This window comes from Vibrio chagasii, assembly GCA_041879415.1.
Lineage (GTDB): Bacteria > Pseudomonadota > Gammaproteobacteria > Enterobacterales > Vibrionaceae > Vibrio.
The window spans coordinates 124,812-142,199 of sequence record CP090851.1; the positions used below are offsets into that span (position 1 = coordinate 124,812).

10 protein-coding genes are annotated in these 17,388 nt (G+C 46.3%); all 10 read right to left on the bottom strand.

What is annotated here, in order from left to right; genetic code table 11:
• Positions 1-43: 43 nt before the first annotated feature.
• The 10 genes from L0991_00610 to L0991_00655 all read right to left on the bottom strand — a co-directional run bounded on the left by L0991_00610 (position 44) and on the right by L0991_00655 (position 17,254).
• Positions 44-2,449: a N,N'-diacetylchitobiose phosphorylase gene (locus tag L0991_00610; protein XGB62586.1), complete on the bottom strand. Its 2,406-nt coding sequence runs from the start codon at positions 2,447-2,449 to the stop codon at positions 44-46.
• A 96-nt stretch (positions 2,450-2,545) separates the two neighbouring features.
• The gene (locus tag L0991_00615; protein ID XGB62587.1) at positions 2,546-4,510 is read right to left on the bottom strand and encodes a family 20 glycosylhydrolase; all 1,965 of its coding nucleotides are present in this window, start codon (positions 4,508-4,510) and stop codon (positions 2,546-2,548) included.
• A gap of 12 nt (positions 4,511-4,522) precedes the next feature.
• The gene (locus tag L0991_00620; protein XGB62588.1) at positions 4,523-5,407 is read right to left on the bottom strand and encodes an N-acetylglucosamine kinase; all 885 of its coding nucleotides are present in this window, start codon (positions 5,405-5,407) and stop codon (positions 4,523-4,525) included.
• A gap of 2 nt (positions 5,408-5,409) precedes the next feature.
• Positions 5,410-7,131 (bottom strand): glycoside hydrolase family 9 protein, encoded by a 1,722-nt coding sequence (locus L0991_00625; GenBank protein ID XGB62589.1) that lies wholly within the window; start codon positions 7,129-7,131, stop codon positions 5,410-5,412.
• Positions 7,132-7,229: 98 nt separating this feature from the next.
• Positions 7,230-8,225, bottom strand: a complete 996-nt coding sequence (locus L0991_00630; protein XGB62590.1) for an ABC transporter ATP-binding protein — start codon at positions 8,223-8,225, stop codon at positions 7,230-7,232.
• 88 nt (positions 8,226-8,313) lie between these two features.
• The gene (locus tag L0991_00635; GenBank protein XGB62591.1) at positions 8,314-9,297 is read right to left on the bottom strand and encodes an ABC transporter ATP-binding protein; all 984 of its coding nucleotides are present in this window, start codon (positions 9,295-9,297) and stop codon (positions 8,314-8,316) included.
• Between the two features lie 2 nt (positions 9,298-9,299).
• Positions 9,300-10,325 carry an ABC transporter permease gene (locus tag L0991_00640; GenBank protein XGB62592.1) on the bottom strand — a complete coding sequence of 342 codons (1,026 nt, stop codon included), beginning with the start codon at positions 10,323-10,325 and terminating at the stop codon, positions 9,300-9,302.
• 2 nt (positions 10,326-10,327) lie between these two features.
• Complete coding sequence (locus L0991_00645; GenBank protein XGB62593.1) at positions 10,328-11,314, bottom strand: ABC transporter permease; 987 nt, start codon at positions 11,312-11,314, stop codon at positions 10,328-10,330.
• 169 nt (positions 11,315-11,483) lie between these two features.
• Positions 11,484-13,166 carry an ABC transporter substrate-binding protein gene (locus L0991_00650; GenBank protein ID XGB62594.1) on the bottom strand — a complete coding sequence of 561 codons (1,683 nt, stop codon included), beginning with the start codon at positions 13,164-13,166 and terminating at the stop codon, positions 11,484-11,486.
• 698 nt (positions 13,167-13,864) lie between these two features.
• Positions 13,865-17,254: a response regulator gene (locus tag L0991_00655; GenBank protein ID XGB62595.1), complete on the bottom strand. Its 3,390-nt coding sequence runs from the start codon at positions 17,252-17,254 to the stop codon at positions 13,865-13,867.
• Positions 17,255-17,388: the final 134 nt, after the last annotated feature.

The window sequence follows — 17,388 nt, forward strand, 5'->3', positions numbered from 1 at the left end:
ACCCAATAGGCTTGAGGCAAGAGTGGTTGGTTAAGTAGCGTGACTAGCCTAGAACAACGACAACATCGTTCACGCTGCCTTCTGCTTGAACTGGGATTGCACCTTCTACTGACTCACCGTTGATAGTGATAGAGGCAACCCCTTTGCTTACTGCATTCGGGTTCTGTACCGTGATGTTGTATGTCGCACCGCGCCATTGACGAGTCACTTCAAACTCTGGCCAATCTGTTGGGATACAAGGATCTACGGTTAAGCCTTCAAAGCCAGTACGAACGCCAAGAATGAAGTTGGTTACCGCAAAGTAAGCCCAACCAGAGGTACCGGTTAACCATGGGTGATTTGCACGGCCGTGGTCTTGGTGGTCTTTACCCATGATGAACTGCACGTACGAGTATGGTTCTGCGTAACGTGTTTCAATCATGTCGTTTTGGTTGTATGGGTTAAGTGCATCGTAGAATTTCATTGCACGGTCACCACGACCAAGTTTCGCTTCTGCTACCCAAGCCCATGGGTTCGGGTGAGAGAAGATTGCGCCATTCTCTTTTACGCCTTGGTAAACGCGAGTGACGAAGCCGATGTCATCGTTTGGTGTCGCGAATGATGGAGAGTTTAGGTGCAGGCCGTATTCAGAGAATAGGTTCTCATCGACTGCATTCATCGCTTTCTCACCACGCTCTTGAGAAACTGCACCAGACAGAACGGCTAGTGTGTTTGACTCAAGGTGTACACGACCTTCTGCTTGTTGAGCAGTACCGATCTTGTCGCCATTTTTGGTTAGACCACGAATGTACCAACCGCCTTCGTCATCCCAAAGGTGTGTTTCACACGCTTCACGTACGTTCGCTGCCATTTCTGTGTATTTCGCAACGTCAGCATCGTTATTACGGAACTTGGCAAGGTCTAAGAATTCTTGCAGAGCCCAGAAGTGTAGGAATGAAACCATTGAAGATTCACCGCCACCTAGGTTCAAACAGTCATTCCAGTCAGCACGTAGCCCTTTACAGATACCTGTTTGACCAACGTACTCAGCAGAGAAGTTCAGTGCTGCTTTCATGTGTTCGTAGACTGTCGCTTCACCGCCGTCTGCGTAAGGAATTACCTCGTCAAAGAAGTCATGTTCACCGGTTTCCATCACGTATTTGATGATGGTCGGAACGATCCATAGGTGATCATCAGAACATGTATCTTCGATGCCGTGGATCTTGTCGTCATCTGATGGAGTCGGTACTACTGTTGGTGACTTCGAAGGCTTAACATCCGCTTTCTCTGGATCGAACCAGTCTGGATCGAATAGGTGTAGACCGTAGCCCGCTTTAACTTGGCCGCGTAGTAGGTCAACGATACGTTTACGAGTCATTGCTGGGTTAGCGTGAGGTACTGAAATAGCGTCCTGCGCGGTATCACGGTAGCCAAGACCAGTACGGCCGCCCACTTCAATGAATGATGCAAAGCGCGACCAAACCACACAAGTTTCTGCTTGGTATAGTGTCCAGGTGTTGATCATGGTGTCTAAGCCTTCGTTTGGAGACTTAACTTGGAACTTGTTACAACGCTCGTCCCAGTGATCTTTGATGCCTTGGAACGCAGCATCTACGTTTGCAGTGTCTTGGTATTTCTCACGTAGGCGTTCACCGTTGCCTTTGCCGATACCTAGTACGTAAGCAAAACGAACTTCTTCACCCGGTTGAATGGTGAATTGCTTATGCAGAGAACCACAGTGGTTGTAACAGGTTTGAGCGCTGTTTGAACATTTACCATTTTCAACTGCAATTGGGTTAGCTTCATCGCGGTACATGCCAAGGAAGTTGTCACGTTGGCCGTCGTAGCTATCTGGTGAGAATGTGGATGCTAGGTAGTAGAAGCCTTCAAAGTCGTTAGTGTTGTAGTACAGATCGTATTCCAACACACCTTCTTGGTAAGACGTGCCCGCAGAGTACAGAGACATCTGGTGGTTTTGGTTGTCTGATTGAATATGACTGAACGAGAACTCTACAAATGAGAATGTGCTGATAGTACGTGGCTTATCCGTGTTGTTCTTTAGTACAACGTCCCAAACTTCTGCATCTTCGCCCTTAGGAACGAATAGCGTTTTGGTTGCGGTAATGCCGCTGTATTCACATTTGAATTTTGAGTACGAAAGGCCATGACGAACTTCGTAGTTTGCTTCATCTAGGCTCTTTGCCACTGGCTGCCAAGAGATAGACCAGTAGTCACCCGTCTCATCATCACGCAGGTAAACATAGTGTCCTGGACGGTCAAAGGTGCCGTTCGGACGGAACTTAGTAACACGGTTGTATTCCGGAGAATTGTAGAACGAGTAACCGCCCGCATTGTGCGAAATTACAGTACAAAACTTTTCAGTACCTAGGTAGTTAGTCCAAGGTGCAGGTACATCAGGGCGAGTGATGACGTATTCGCGATTGTCGTTATCGAAATAGCCGTATTTCATTGTCATTTCCTTTTTAACAAACTGCATCTATGCAGCTAATTTTTAAATAGTGATGCTGAGTTTTATTGGACTGAGCACCTTAATTTGAGTCAGCAATCACTCGGTGGGAGTGTGCTGTGGTTTGTTTTCTTCAGCTTTCCAAGGGTTGCGGTAATCAACATTGAGTCTGTCGAGTAGCGGCAAGTGCCCCTTCAGGCGAGATAGATAATCTAGCCAGTTTCGGTTGTTTTTATGTGTCCAACATCCTTCAGCTAAAGCGCTAATTCTTGGGAATACCATGTAATCCATGCGCTTTTGGTTGGTGACGATCTCACACCATAGAGCACACTGAATTCCGCGGATCCGCTTACGAATTGGGTCGGTGTCGGATATCTCAGCAAGCGCTTCGTAGGTATAAGCTTGTTCTAATGGAATAACGGCAGCCCAATCTACGCCCGGCTCTTCCGGGGCATAATCTTGGGTCATGTCGAGATAAGTAAATTGTGCGGGTTGCAGAACCACATCAAAGCCTTGGCGAGCACAGTTCACGGCGGCTTCTTCGCTGAGCCAAGAGTAGATGATGGTCTCTTTACTCACTTTGTCGCCGTGCTGTGCTTCTTCCCAGCCCACCATGCGCTTGCCTAGCTGCTTAAGTTTGTTCTCGGCATAGCGGAACAGGTGGCCTTGTAGATCTTTGCTGTCTTGGTATTGATGTTCTTTCATCAGTGCTTGAGCAGCAGGGCTGTTCGTCCACACTCCAGGTGGCACTTCGTCTGCGCCCATGTGAATTAATTCACTCGGGAAGAGTTCTGCTACTTCTTCAATAACGATATCTAAGAACTGATAAGTACCCGATAAACCTGGGTTTAGTACATTGTCGTTGTAGTGCTGAATGCTCTTGTATTGAGTGGTGTCCGCTTGCTCTACCAACATGTCAGGCAGTGATTTGATCGCGGCGCGGCAGTGTCCCGGGATATCGATCTCAGGGATCACCGTGATGCTGCGCTGCTCTGCGAATTCAATAACTTCGCGAATCTGTTGTTGTGTGTAGAAGCCACCATAATTCTCTGCAATGTGGGTATATTGCGGTTCTAATGCATGATCAGGACCACGCCAAGCCCCAATTTCTGTTAGCTGAGGTAGTCGCTTAATCTCAATTCTCCAACCTTCATCATCGGTTAGGTGCCAATGAAAAACGTTGAATTTGTAGTGTGCGAGTTGGTTGATTAAACGCTTCACTTGCTCCACAGAGTGGAAGTGACGTGCGCAATCCAACATCATGCCGCGGTATTTGAAACGAGGTTGATCGGCGATTTTGCAGCATGGCACAGAGAAGTGTTCAGCATCTTGTTGTTGAACCAATTGGATTAAGCTGGCGACGGCATGCGTGAAGCCAGATTGACTGCCGGACTCTACGACCACTTGCTCTGCTGTGATCTTTAGCTTGTACTCGGCTTCATCTAAAGTCGGGTTACTGCGAAATAGAATATCTCCACTAGCTTCTGCTGATAGTTCTGTTGAAACCGCTAGCTCAAACGTAGTCAGTAATTCTTGTTGTAGCCAAGCACTGGCTTTCTCGGCCAGGTGAGACTGAACTTCAACTTTGCACGCTTTGTTCAGTGCGAAGCTGCCTTGTTTCAGCTCGAATTGATTGGGTTGGGGGATCAGTGCTACCGCTGCCGCATCTACTTCTGGGATTTGGCTGCGCTCACGATACGGTGAAGCCAGCACGATTGGTGATATTGCTACTGGCAGTACCGAGGTTTTGCCGTGGTTATGCGTTTGGATAAAGGCGTCGTTGAGACCATCAGAATAGAAACGGAATGGGGCGCTTTGAATACTGAATTCTAGGTAGTAATGGTTGTTCGCTTTTAACACGGTGGCACTTGGCTGGTAAGAACAAAAGCTTCCTACCTGAGTTAATTCGCCTTGCGACAGACTCTCTGGAAGGATGAATCGGTCAAACGCAAAGTGGAGTGACCAATCTGTAACGTCAAGATCACTTAAGTTATGTACCGTAAGGCCAAATCGGCAGTTATTTTTTTGTTCAGAAAGAACAGCTAAGTCGATGCGATAATTCATATAACTTCCCTGCTAAGCCTGTTGATACAAGTTGTGTTGTGGTTTTCCGGCAAACATCAATGCGCCTTCGATAGCGTCAAATTGAGGTTCAACGATCCATTGTTGTACTGGTGGTGATAGCCAGTTGAGAATGCGCTCTGCGATACTTCCCATTAGGCACACCTTGTCTGCACCTTTGCGATGCAATGCTAGTACAAACATTTCGATATCAGCGGCGGTTTGCTTGAGCATCTCGATAGCGAGCTTATCGCCTTCGTTAGCCAATTGAAAAATCACTGGTGAGAATTGACCGTAGTCTTTAGGAATAGCGCCTTTTGACCATTCGACGATGGCATCAACATCATTGCCAAAGTGGTTCATTACGTGTTGAGTCAGTGGTGTCTTGTTGCGAATGCCATCTTCTGCAAGCAGGACTTGTTGAATCAAACGAAGACCCATCACCGCGCCACCACCTTGGTCGGAAATTGGAAACTCACGACCACCAACGACATGTTGCTCACCATCTTGTAGGTAGATGCCGCATGAGCCTGTTCCACCTATCATGATGGCACCGTTTTGGCCATTGTGAGCACCAATGCAAGCGCCGTAAGCGTCTGTGTTTAAAGTCATGCTGGCGAAAGGGTGCGGTTGTGCCATGAAGTCGAACCATGCTGACTTTTGCTCAGCACCAGCCAGCGCCAGGCCGACATGCATATTTGAAAAATGACTTGAATCGAGTTGCCCTTGCTGCGCCGCTTGAGTAATAGCATCAACAATTGAGCTCATCGCCACATCAACACCCAAAAGGATGTTAGCGCTGCCGCTTTTCGCTTCACCAATGAGTGTGCCTTGGTCATCGCGAATACGAGCACGACAAGAGGTGCCGCCACCATCAATACCTACGTAATAAAGCGTCATGATTATTGCTCCTTACGTTGTGCTAGGTAATTGAATTGCGCAGCGGTTGCCAATAGGAACCATGCACCGTGAGGGATCCATTGTTCGCCCCAGCGCCAGTTTTGAAGCATGTCATCTTTTTGTGCTGGTGGATTGAACGCAATGTCTTGATCATCTTCAAAGCCAGCGGTAATGCCGTTACAGATACCGCCTTTGGCATTGAAAAAACCAAGCTGAGGTAAGTAGTCAGGGTTGTTATGACCGTGACCATCAAGCATGCACATGTGGTAAGGGTTGAGGCCTAAGATCCAGTCGAGGCTGTTCTGTGAAAGCTGGATCAAGCGTTCCTGCAAGTCGCGATCTTTAATATGTGGTTGAACGAGGTAAGCCATGGTTGCGATTGAACCAAGGCGAGCGTTTTCGCCTTGCCACCAGTAGCCGGTTTCGTTCTTCTGAGCGACGAAGAATGCATCGCGCTTCTCACCATCAACATTCTTAACGTACTGTCTTGGGTAGCCAAATGGGTTGGTGACTTTGTCGGTGATGTTGATTTCGAACTGACATGCTTGTTCAACAACGGTGCGAGCTTGTTCTTTCAGCTCTGCGTTAGTTTCATTATTGATGTATTCGCACAGGGCTATCACTGGTAACCCAGCTTCCGCGGCGTGGAAGTATGGGCGAGAGCCATCAGCATTAGCGGACCAGAAGTGTTCAAATGAATCATCAGATTGCTGACGGACGCTCAATCTAGTAGCCCAAGTTCTGGCTTCTGAAAGGTATTGTTCGTCTTGTGTTACTCGGTAAAGCTCATTGGCCGCGAGTAGGGCGCAATACTCATCGATGATGTTCTCTTCACCATCGTTTAGGTACTGTAAGTTGTATTCTTTTAGGTGCCAGTAACCTTTGGTCGCGGTATCAAGATAGGTTTGGCTCGAGTAGCTACCCGATATGTCTAGTTCAGACGCTGCGGCAAGTGCTGCGATAGCCACACCAGCTCCTTGTCGGTAGCCGGCTTGCAAGTCTGTTGATTTATGGCCTTCTTGAGTGGAGTACGCGCAGATGTCGCGTTGGTTGATATCTTTGCTCCACTTGTCGAATACAGTCATGTAGAAGTAGCCGGCCGCGTCTTGCATACGTACTAAGAAATCAGCACCGAATAGCGCTTCTTCCGTTAGTCGTGTCATAGAGAATTTAGGGAAGTCTGGGTTGTTGCTGGTTAAGCGCACGCTTTTAAGCATGTTCCAAACTACCATTGGAATCTGTTGTGGGTTTAGGTAATTGCCATAAGACAAGTGACTAAAGTATTTACTTACATCGCCTGATGCGTCGTACCAACCACCATGCACATCAACGTATCGGTCGGTGCCAAGAATTTGGGCTTGACGATCTTTTTTATCAAAAATGCCGCCACAACGTTGAGACTTAAAGTAGTGAAGCACATCAGAAAATGTGTGGTTCATTAGCAGGTTATTACCAATCTCAAACACTTCTGAACGAAGGTTGTCAAAGCGCAGGTAGTAACGGCCGCTCTCTGTGAATGAGCTGAAGTCGATCGTGAAGAATTGCCCTTGATGCCAGTTTGCTACGCGACCCTGTTTTACAACGTCGAAGTTACCCACGGTAATATGGTTGTCGGCACACACGAGCAATACAGTGGAGCTTGATAAACGCGCTTTTTTTGTCTGTAGAATAGCTTGCTTAGGAGCCGAAGATTCGTAGCCAATATGGTTGGTCAATAACAGCATCAATATTCTCCAAAGGTCCTAGTTTCTTGTGGCTAGGTACCTGAATTGTTTTGGATATAAGTAGTTAGGGCCCGCAGACCCTAACTCAGTCTTAATGTTTAGCTTTCGTGTAGGTAACAGCGAACGAAGTGGTTCTCTGCTAATTGAGTCACGCCCGGAAGTTGCTCTTTACACTTGTCCATTGCATGAGTACAACGGCCAGCGAATGGACAGCCGACAGATGCTGGCGTCCAAAGCGGGATTTCACCTTTGTTGCCGGCCAATTGGTCATGGATTGATTTCTTTGGATCTGGAACCGCTGAAACCAATAGTTGGGTGTAAGGGTGTTGAGGGTTAGCGATAACGTCATCGGTATCGCCCCATTCAACCATGTGACCCACGTACATTACTGATAGGTCTTCAGCGATGTAACGCGCGGTTGCGATATCGTGGGTGATGTAAAGCAGAGACATTTGCTTCTCAAACTTCATCTCTTCCATCAAGTTCAGAACGCCGGCACGAATCGAAACGTCGAGCATTGATGTTGGCTCATCGGCAAGAACGACTTCTGCACCTACCGCGATGTTACGTGCAAGGTTGACACGCTGACGTTGGCCACCAGACAGTTGGTGTGGATATTTTTTCGCTGTCTCTTTTGGTGGGATTAGGCCAACTTGTTCTAAAAGATCGTATACACGCTCTTCTAGCTCTCTCTTGTTGCCTGGAGTCACCTTCTTGTGGATCAACAGTGGTCGAGCGATATGGTGGAAGATGTTATGTGTTGGGTTTAGAGAACCAAACGGGTCTTGCCATACCATTTGCACACCTTCACGGTACTGCATCAGATCTTTACGGCTTGAGATATCTTGAATATCACGGCCTTTGTACTCAATGGTGCCGCCCGAAGGTGCGTACATTTTTGCGATCATTTTTGCTGTGGTTGATTTGCCTGAACCAGACTCACCAACGACTGCTAGACCGCGGCTTTTGTACATCTTGAATGACACGTCGTTAATCGCACGCATCATTGGGGTTTGAATTGTGGTACTGCTTATTGGGAAGTCTTTTACGACGTTCTTACCTTCTACCAATAATTGACCGAAATCTTTGCTCATAATTGTCTCCAGAATCCTTATTCGCTTTGCTTGCTTTTTGGCGGACGGAGCCGCCTTATTCGTTATTCACGCTGAGTCAGCGTGCAAGCTATAGCTTCCTTTGTACTATTGGGTCACCGTACAGGTGGCAGTTCGACAAGTGTCCCGGCTCGATTGAGCGCAGCTTGGTTGGCACCTTAGTACAGGTTTCATGTACACGGTCACAACGAGCTTGGAAGCGACACCCTTCAGGAATCTCTAATAAGTTCAGAGGGTTGCCTGGAATGCCGGTTAGTTTTGTCTTTGGCCCTGTTAATGGAGGGAAAGAACTACCCAGCCCTTTGGTGTAAGGGTGGTAAGGGTTTTCTAGAATATCTTGTGAGTTAGCGACTTCGATAAGTTCACCTGAGTACATGATGCCGATGCGGTCAGAGAACTCGACCATCAACGACAAGTCATGGGTGATGAACAGAATCGAGAAACCAAACTCTTCTTTTAGTGCATAGATCTTTTGTAGGATTTCGCGTTGTACAACCACATCAAGTGCTGTTGTTGGCTCATCCATGATGATCAGTTTTGGATTCAGTGCTAACGCAATAGCAATAACCAGGCGTTGACGCATACCACCAGAGAATTGGTGAGGGTAGTCACTCAAACGGCTAGGGTGGATATCTACGATTTCCAGTAGGCCTTCTGCGCGTTTTTTAGCTTGCTCGCGAGTCATGTTAGTGTGACGCATGATTACGTCACAGAACTGCTCTTCCATTGGTAATACTGGGTTGAGTGCGTTCATCGCACTCTGGAATACCATCGACATCTCACTCCAACGGAACGCTTGCATACGGTCATCACTGTATTCAAGGATGTTTTCACCATTGAAGATAACCTCACCACCACTGATGTAAGCTGGCGGCTTATGAAGACGCATTAGCGAGAAAGCAACGGTTGATTTACCACAACCAGATTCACCGGCTAGACCAAATACTTCACCTGGCGCGATATCGAAGCTAACGTTGTTACACGCACGCACATCGCCTGACTCTGTGATGTAATCCACGCATAAGTTGCGGATAGAAATTAGTGGTTCAGACATGATTATTTATCTCCGCTCCAAAGTGCATTTTGTGGTGGTAGTTCTGGTTCGCGTTCTTGTTTGTCTTGAGCTGCAAGCTTCTTCCAACGCTTCATACCTTTGTGAGAACGTAGTTGCGGGTTAGCAATCTCATCGACAGCGAAGTTAAGCAGAGCAAGGCCTGTTACTAGCATTGTCAGTGCGATACAAGGAGCCAACAGTTCCCACCAAGCGCCAATCAGCATTGATGAAGAGGTTTGAACGTTGTAAAGCATGATGCCCCAGCTGATTGTGTTCGGGTCACCAAGACCTAGGAACGAGATGGTTGCTTCCATCATGATTGCGTACATTACTGAGCCGATGAAGCTTGCACCTACGATAGAGATAAGGTTTGGCAGAATCTCAACGAAGATGATGCGAATTGGAGACTCACCAAGTACTTCTGCTGCTTTAACAAACTCTTTTTCACGCAGTGCAAGAGTTTGAGAACGAACAACACGGGCGCCCCAAGCCCAGGACATAAAGCCGATAACCAAGGTTATTGTGAGTGGCCCTGCCTCACCGATGAAAGCTGCTACTACGAACAGTAATGGGTATTGAGGGATAACCAGCATGATGTTCATTGCAGCGGTTAGTACGTCATCGACACGACCACCGAAGTAACCTGCCGAAACACCGATAACGGTTGCTAGTAAACATACTGTTAGACCAGCACCGAAGCCTACAGCGAGTGATACGCGTGCGCCGTATACCACTTGTGACCAAACATCACGGCCCATACGAGTCGTACCTAATACGTGGTCAGCCTTTTTAGACATAATCAGTGTGCGACGGTCGTCTGCAAGGTTTTGTGCTACCCAGCCGTTAGGGCTAGTTTGTGCAGACTTAACAACAAAGCCAGGGTACTCGTGTGGGTTACCTGTACGCTTGTCTGGTGCATGTTTGGTGATCAGTGGAGCTGCAAGAGCGCCAAGAACAAAGATGCTTAGGATGATGACGCCTGTTAGGGCCATCGGGTTACGCCAAATGAGTTTTAGAAAGTCTTTCATGATTATTTACCACCCTTACGAAGACGAGGGTCAAGAACTACGTAAAGCATGTCTGCAACCAAGTTAAAGAACAGCATGAATAGCGTCATGATAAGTAGCTGACCTTGCAGTACTTGGTAGTCACGAGCGTTAATTGCGTTGAAAAGTACGCTGCCAAGACCTGGGTAGTTGAAGATGATTTCGATAATTAGCTGACCACCGATTGCCATACCTAGCGACATAGAAAGTGCGGTCACACTTGGTAGCATTGCGTTACGTGCTGCGTAGTTGAATACCACTCGGTTTTCGCTCAGGCCTTTGCCTTTCGCCATAGTGATGTAGTCTTCAGCAAGTAGGTTGATCATGTTGTTACGCATGTTGACTAGGAAGCCACCAATTTGAACAACTGAAGCACAGAACAGTGGTAAGAAAGCGTGGTAAGCAACATCTTTGATGAATGCCCAGCTTGTCCAATCAGGCACAGTACCAGCGGTGTAAGCGTAACCCGTTGGGAACCACTTCAAGCCGATTGCAAAGGTAAATAGTGCAATCATCGCGATAACGACTTGAGGAACGGCTTGTAGAATCAGCATTCCTGGCGTTACAAAGGCATCGTATTTGCTGCCACGTTTCCACGCCGCGAAAATACCTAGGATTGAACCGATAGAGAAAGAAAGAATTACAGCGGTACCTGCTAAGAACAGCGACCAGCCGAATGCTCCACCCAACAATGAGTTTACAGAAAGAGGGTAGAATTGAATTGATGTACCAAGTTCCCAGCTAAGAATGTTCTTCATGTACGCTGCGTATTGAACTAGTAAGCCGCCATCAACGAAACCTAATAGCTCTTTCATTGCCGCAATACGTTCTGGAGTAACTTGTACAGAAGCGTTCGCAAACATCATGGTAACTGGGTCACCAGGCATTGCTCTTGGAATAATAAAGTTTAACGTCGCTGCAACTAATAGCGCGACAAAATAAAATGACAAACGTCTTAAAAAATAACCCATAACTCACACCTTACTCACCCAGATTGTTTCCCTGTTTCTGGATTCAGGTCGCTCCTAGCGAAATTTGGAACGAAAAATCCCCTGACGACGAGCGCCATACTTTCAATTGAGAGTGTGGGGATTTTTATAAGCGGCGTAAGAGATTACGCCGCAAGGATTGAACGATTACTTATTTAACTGGTTTTAGGTCCAGTACATGAAGTAGACGCTCTGGAATACCAGCCCAAATGTTTGGACGGCCTTTTGGATTTTCTTCGTTCCACCAGCCAGTGAAGCGAGTTGTGTTGTATTGGTACATGTAAGCACCAGACATCACAGGGATTGTCACTTGGTCTGCAGCGATGATTTGCTGGATACCGTGTGCAATGTCTAGCTGTTCGTTCTTGTCAGCTGTTTTGTAGAAGCTGTTTAGAAGACCATCTAGTTTCTCGTTTTTGTAGAAGTGCATAGCGAAACGAGGCATACCGTCACCAGATTGTAGTGATGAGTTGTAAGCACTGTTCCAGTACGTGTATGGATCCGCACCGTGGAAGTAGTTTGTGTATGCTACGTCGTATGTACCTTCAAGCATTGCTTGGTTGTATACAGAGAAGTCTGGCGTACGAGCTTTCGCTTTGATGCCAACTTCGTTTAGCTGTTCTACCGCTAGTTGAACTGTGTTGTTGAAGTCAGTCCAGCCGTTTGGCGATTGGATCATTAGTTCGAAAGACTTACCAGATGGAGTATCAACAAAACCATCGTTGTTTACATCTTTGAAGCCAGCGTCAGCAAGAAGCTTCTTCGCGCCTTCAGCGTTGTAAGTGTTAAAGCCTTTGTACTTGTTGTGAGTCTTTTCATCAGACCAAGCTTCGAATGCGTAGCCAAGGCCAGATGCGAAGTCGTTCACTGTACCGCCACCGTAGAATGCGATGTCGATGATAGTTTGACGGTCAAGAGCCATAGAGAAGGCACGACGGAATTCAACGTTGCTTAATGCTTCATGCTTCGCAGCATCTGGGTGCTTGAAGTTAACAACGAATGCTTGTGTACCTGCTGGCGGGTACCAGTAGTGGTGTTTAGGGCTAGCTGCCGCGTACGTACGGTCGATATCTGGGACGAAAGAAGACGTCCAGTCCATTTCACTGTTTACAACTTTACCTAGGAATTGGTCGTTGTTAGCAATTTGTGGAACACGTAGACAGTCAACATCTAGGTTGTCTGCATCCCAGTAGTTCGGGTTTGCACACTGGATGTATAGTTGCGCTGTAAACGTATCGATTTCTGTAAATGGACCAGAACCTACCGGGTTTTCATTGGTAAACGTTGATGGATCTTTAACGTCTTTCCAGATGTGCTTAGGTACTACAGGTACTTTAGCAATCTCGTAAGGTACGTTTGAGTTTGCTTCTGTTAGGTTGAACTTAACTTGGTTGTCGTTTAGTTTTTCTACAGAAGTTACCCAAGAGTTGATACCAGATTGGTCAAGCTCTGGCTTCTCTTTTACAAGGTTGAAAGAAAAAACAACGTCATCAGCAGAGAAAGTTTCTCCATCAGACCATTTAACACCCTTACGAATGTCGAAAACAACGCTCATCAGATCATCTGACATTTTGAAGTTTTCAGCTAGACGGAACACAGGAGTGTTACCGTGCATTTCGTTAAATACTACTAGCGGCTCGTATAGGAAGTCAGTTGTAGTATGAAGGTTAGTAGCACCAAGGTACGGGTTAAAGTTACGTACGAATGTTGTGTACTCTTTCGGGTGAATAGTCAGTTCGCTGCGTTCTGCAGCTGTTGCTACTGATGCAAAACCTGTCGTAGCAGTTGCAATAATTGCTGTTGCTAGTGCTGTTTTTTTTATATTGGCAAGCATAGCTGTTCCTTACTATTTGCTTTCATTTCACTAATGGATTGAATGTTATCTATCGCTAATTGGTTAGTAGATACACACTCTGGTTAAAGGCCTACCTCTTCTTCGTTGCTCCAGATTCATCGCTGTTTCTGAGAAGTGGTAAGAGTGGCCTGTAGGCCTTTGGCAGGAGTAAGAAAACACCTTATCGATGAATTAATCAAACTCGTTTCCCGTCAAAAACGTTAAAAACAGATAACCTCACGTCATTAACGTCAAAACAGGGCGCTTTGGTGGTTTTTTGTTCGTAATTGTTAGGGTGATGTGACTCGCAACTAGTTGAGTGTTGAATATTGAATGTAAGTGTTCACTTACATCGGGTCTTTTAAAAGATGGTGGTTGTTTCTAATTTAATCTAATTGTAGATCTTGGTCACTTACTAATTTCACGTTAAATTTTCCGAGAAAATTAAATCTGCCGTTCTGTTGTGACTCGCTTCTCAAACTGCAACAAATAGTCAGGCTACGGTTAGAATCGGTGGAGAATAGAGCGAAAATTGGTAGCTGATGCCGATACTGATAACGTCGAAATAGCGTGATGTTTCTCTTGTTTAAAGCTGTAAAAGAAGTGGGTGTGAATGGCTCTAATTATGCTTTTTACGACTCTTGTATGTACAAAAAAGCCCACGCAAGGTGGGCTAATAGAGTGATGTTAGTTCAAGATTAACTGGTCAGTAATTTCTGTAGTTTGTCTCTGAGCATCTCTATGTGCGTTCTCTCTGGTGTCTGTTCTTTACAGTGTTCGAGAATGAACTCGATAGAGCTTAGAACTGTTCGCCAGCGAGGTGTTTTAGGCAGCGTTTCTACACGTAGATATTTGTCTAACGTTCGCGTTTGTAGCGTGCTTCTGTCGAGATAAACGCGCCATAAGCCACTCTTCTCTGCGAACGCAAACTTGGTTTCTCCGGTAACCGACTCCCAGTAAAGGATGGCGTTAGTCATCGCATCGACTAAGACTTCACGCATTAACTCTTGTTTGTTTTTACCTTCCCCAGTGGCTTTATCAGCAAGACGAGTAAACTCACCACCAAGTTCTTTCAATTGTTGCAGTTTGTCCTTATCACCTTCAAAGGCGTAGCTAGAAAGCGCTTCAACAGCCGTCTCCAGGTTATTGATACGGTTTGAGTTAACACCACCGCCAACATTGAAGATGTACATGGTGTCGAGTCCAGAGCCTTCAGGTAACTTGAGGATGTCACTCGGTATGCGCTGACGAGTGTCATCTATGTAGATGTCGATATCGCCACAGTAGTGTGCTTGTTCCACCTTAAGGTATTTAGGCGCGATGATTTCGTCGGCCATTGAGCGCTTGAGTTGCTCTTGGCCACGTCTAAATAGCTTGGCAGCGGCTTCGTTGGCAAAACGAATACGTTGGTCATCACGAATGCAGATGATGGCCTCTGGCGCTGATTCGAGCTGCTCGAGTAAGCGTCCTTGAGTTTCTAGCAAGTTAGCTTCAACCATCGCTCTGTGCTTGAGTTCGAGTTGTAGTTGGTTGTTCTCAAGGCGCCTCTGCTCAGCTTTACTTGCTGATAGATGCGCTGTGATTCGAGCGGCTAGTTCTTGTTTGTTAAACGGCTTAGACAAATAGTCATTGGCGCCAGCTTCGAAACCGCGTACACGGTCTTCTGCTTGGTTGAGGGCAGTCAGCATTATGATCGGTAATTGCGCATGGTCATATTGCTTACGCAGTGTTTCACACACTTGATAGCCGCTCATGCCCGGCATCATGATGTCGAGCAGCAGCAGTTCTGGCTTCTCTTTTTCAATCAACTCGATGGTTTCAGGGCCATCGCAGGCTGTACGTACTCGATAACCTTCTAGTTTCAAGAAACTGTCTAAGACACGCAGGTTAACGGGTTCATCATCCGCGATAACCAGCAGTGGCCCATCAGGGTTCTCATTGATGACGCTGTTTTCCTGCTGCGTGTTATCAATTAAATCAGGCGCTTTGAAGTGCGAGTAGCTACCTGATTCGTTGTAGTTTTTAAGTTCCTCTTCTGTCGCTAAAGGCAGAGTGAAGCTGAACGTAGTGCCGAGCATTGGCTGGCTACTTACGTACAGTGAACCACCCATTAATTCAATTAACTGGCGACTGATCGATAAACCAAGGCCAGCACCTTGGCGATAGTTACTGGCGTCTTGGCCTGCTTGAATCAGAGGTTCGAAGATATGTTCAAGGTACTCTGCTGGTATGCCTTGACCTGTATCGACCACTTGCACACGAATGTTGTCGTCGATGACACTCGCAGATATAACGATTTTACCTTCTGATGTGTATTTGATGGCGTTGCCGACCAAGTTATACATTACCTGCTCAAGGCGCTGAGGATCAGACGATACTAGCCCCAAATCACTCGGCACTTGGTTAATAATACGGATCGGTTTATTGCCCAGCAGATGGTGAGATAGCTCAAGTACCAAGCTGGTGGCAGCAGAAAGATCAACGGCAGATTTCTTAATGTCCAAACTGCCGTAACGCATCTTGTGATAATCAAGCAGGTCATCAACCAAGGTTGCTAGTCGCTGACCACTGTTGATGATGATATCCAGCTGATATTTCTGGTTAGCCGGAATAGGGCCATTCGCACCTGATATCAATGCTTCAGCAATACCAACCATGCCGTGCAGAGGTGTTCTCAACTCGTGTGAGGTGGTTGCTAAGAATTCATCTTTGAGTTTGTTGGCTAGCTGTAACTCATCATTTTGTTTCTGGATGGTCTTAAGGTTGTCCTCAAGTTCATCATTTTGACTCTTGATCAGCTGCATCTTGTCACGAATCGAGCGCTGCATTCGCTCAAAGCTGACAGCCAAGCGACCAATTTCGTCTTTGCGCTCGGTATTGATCATGGTTTCATCAAGATCGCCAGCGGAGACTTTTTCAGCTGCCCATGTCAGTTTAAGCAGCGGTGAGGTGATGAAGTTTGATAAATAGTGCGATGCAACCACCACAAGGATGATGGCCGTGAGCATCACGATAACGAAGATCTTTTCAAGCTGATGAATGCGTGCGAAGGCTTCTTTTTCTGGAAGCTCAACGATCAAAGCCCAAGTGGCATACTTGAGTTCAATAGGTGTATAAGCAGCAATGATGGCTTGATTCTGGGTGTTATCGAATGTGCCAACAGCGGTTTCGCCTGCCAGTGCTTTGTCCACCACATCTAGGCTTAGGTTGATAGATTCTTGCGAGTGAGCAAGGCTACGAGGTAAGTGGTCACTACCAACGAGCAAAGTCTGAATGTTAGAGCTCTTGTTTAGGTCGGCAATCAGCTTTGTGATGCCGTTGATTGGCAGTCTAAACATCGCGTAACTGTGTAAATAGCCTTGCTGCACGATAGGTGCACCTAACCATGCCGTCTGTTTACCGTTCTCATCCTTAAAGTCAGAGACAATAACTGGCGTGTAATCTTCGTTGGATTTACGTCGGTCAGTGACGTCTTTGGCTAGTCGCTTGAAGGTAATACCTAGGTTTGAGTCCTTGTATTTACCGGTTAGCAAGTTAGTGCCGTAATCGTCATTCTTAAAGACGGAGTAAGCCACGTTACCGTTGATATCAACCAATAAAATGTCGTCAAAATCAGAGCGTTTAAGCAGCTCTAGATACGCGTTATGGTAGCGCTTATGCAGTAAGCGATAACGCTCACTACCAATATAGCTGCTCGATTCTGGAAGAATAGATGTTTTGATCTGATCACCAGAACCTTGGATATAACGTTGCTGAGCATTGCTGCGAGCTTCGTCAATGTCCAACCCCAAACGCTGGAATGCATTGATCAAGCCATAGAAGCGTCCACCACTGGCATTGGCGAGTTCTGAGCGAACAAAGCCCATCACCTGGGATTCTTGAGCCTGTAGGTAGTCGACAATCTGTTGTTGCTTAGTATCACGAACAGAAACAAGGTGCGAAGTGCTTTGTTCCTGAAGATCCTGACTGTGCGATTGGAGGAAAAATATCGCGATAAGTGTCACTGGAGTAATACTAAGGACAAGAAATGCCAGCATTAGGGTGTTTTGAAGGCGCTTAAACTTCTGCTTACGATAAAATCTAAACATAAATTGGGTACTACTTTCCTTTGATGTACTGCTAAAGGGGCGAAAACAAGTACAGAGAATAGAATTAAATGATTTCCAATTTAACGAAATTAACGAGTTTTTTTACTTTGACAAGTAAGTGGTATTTAAATCGT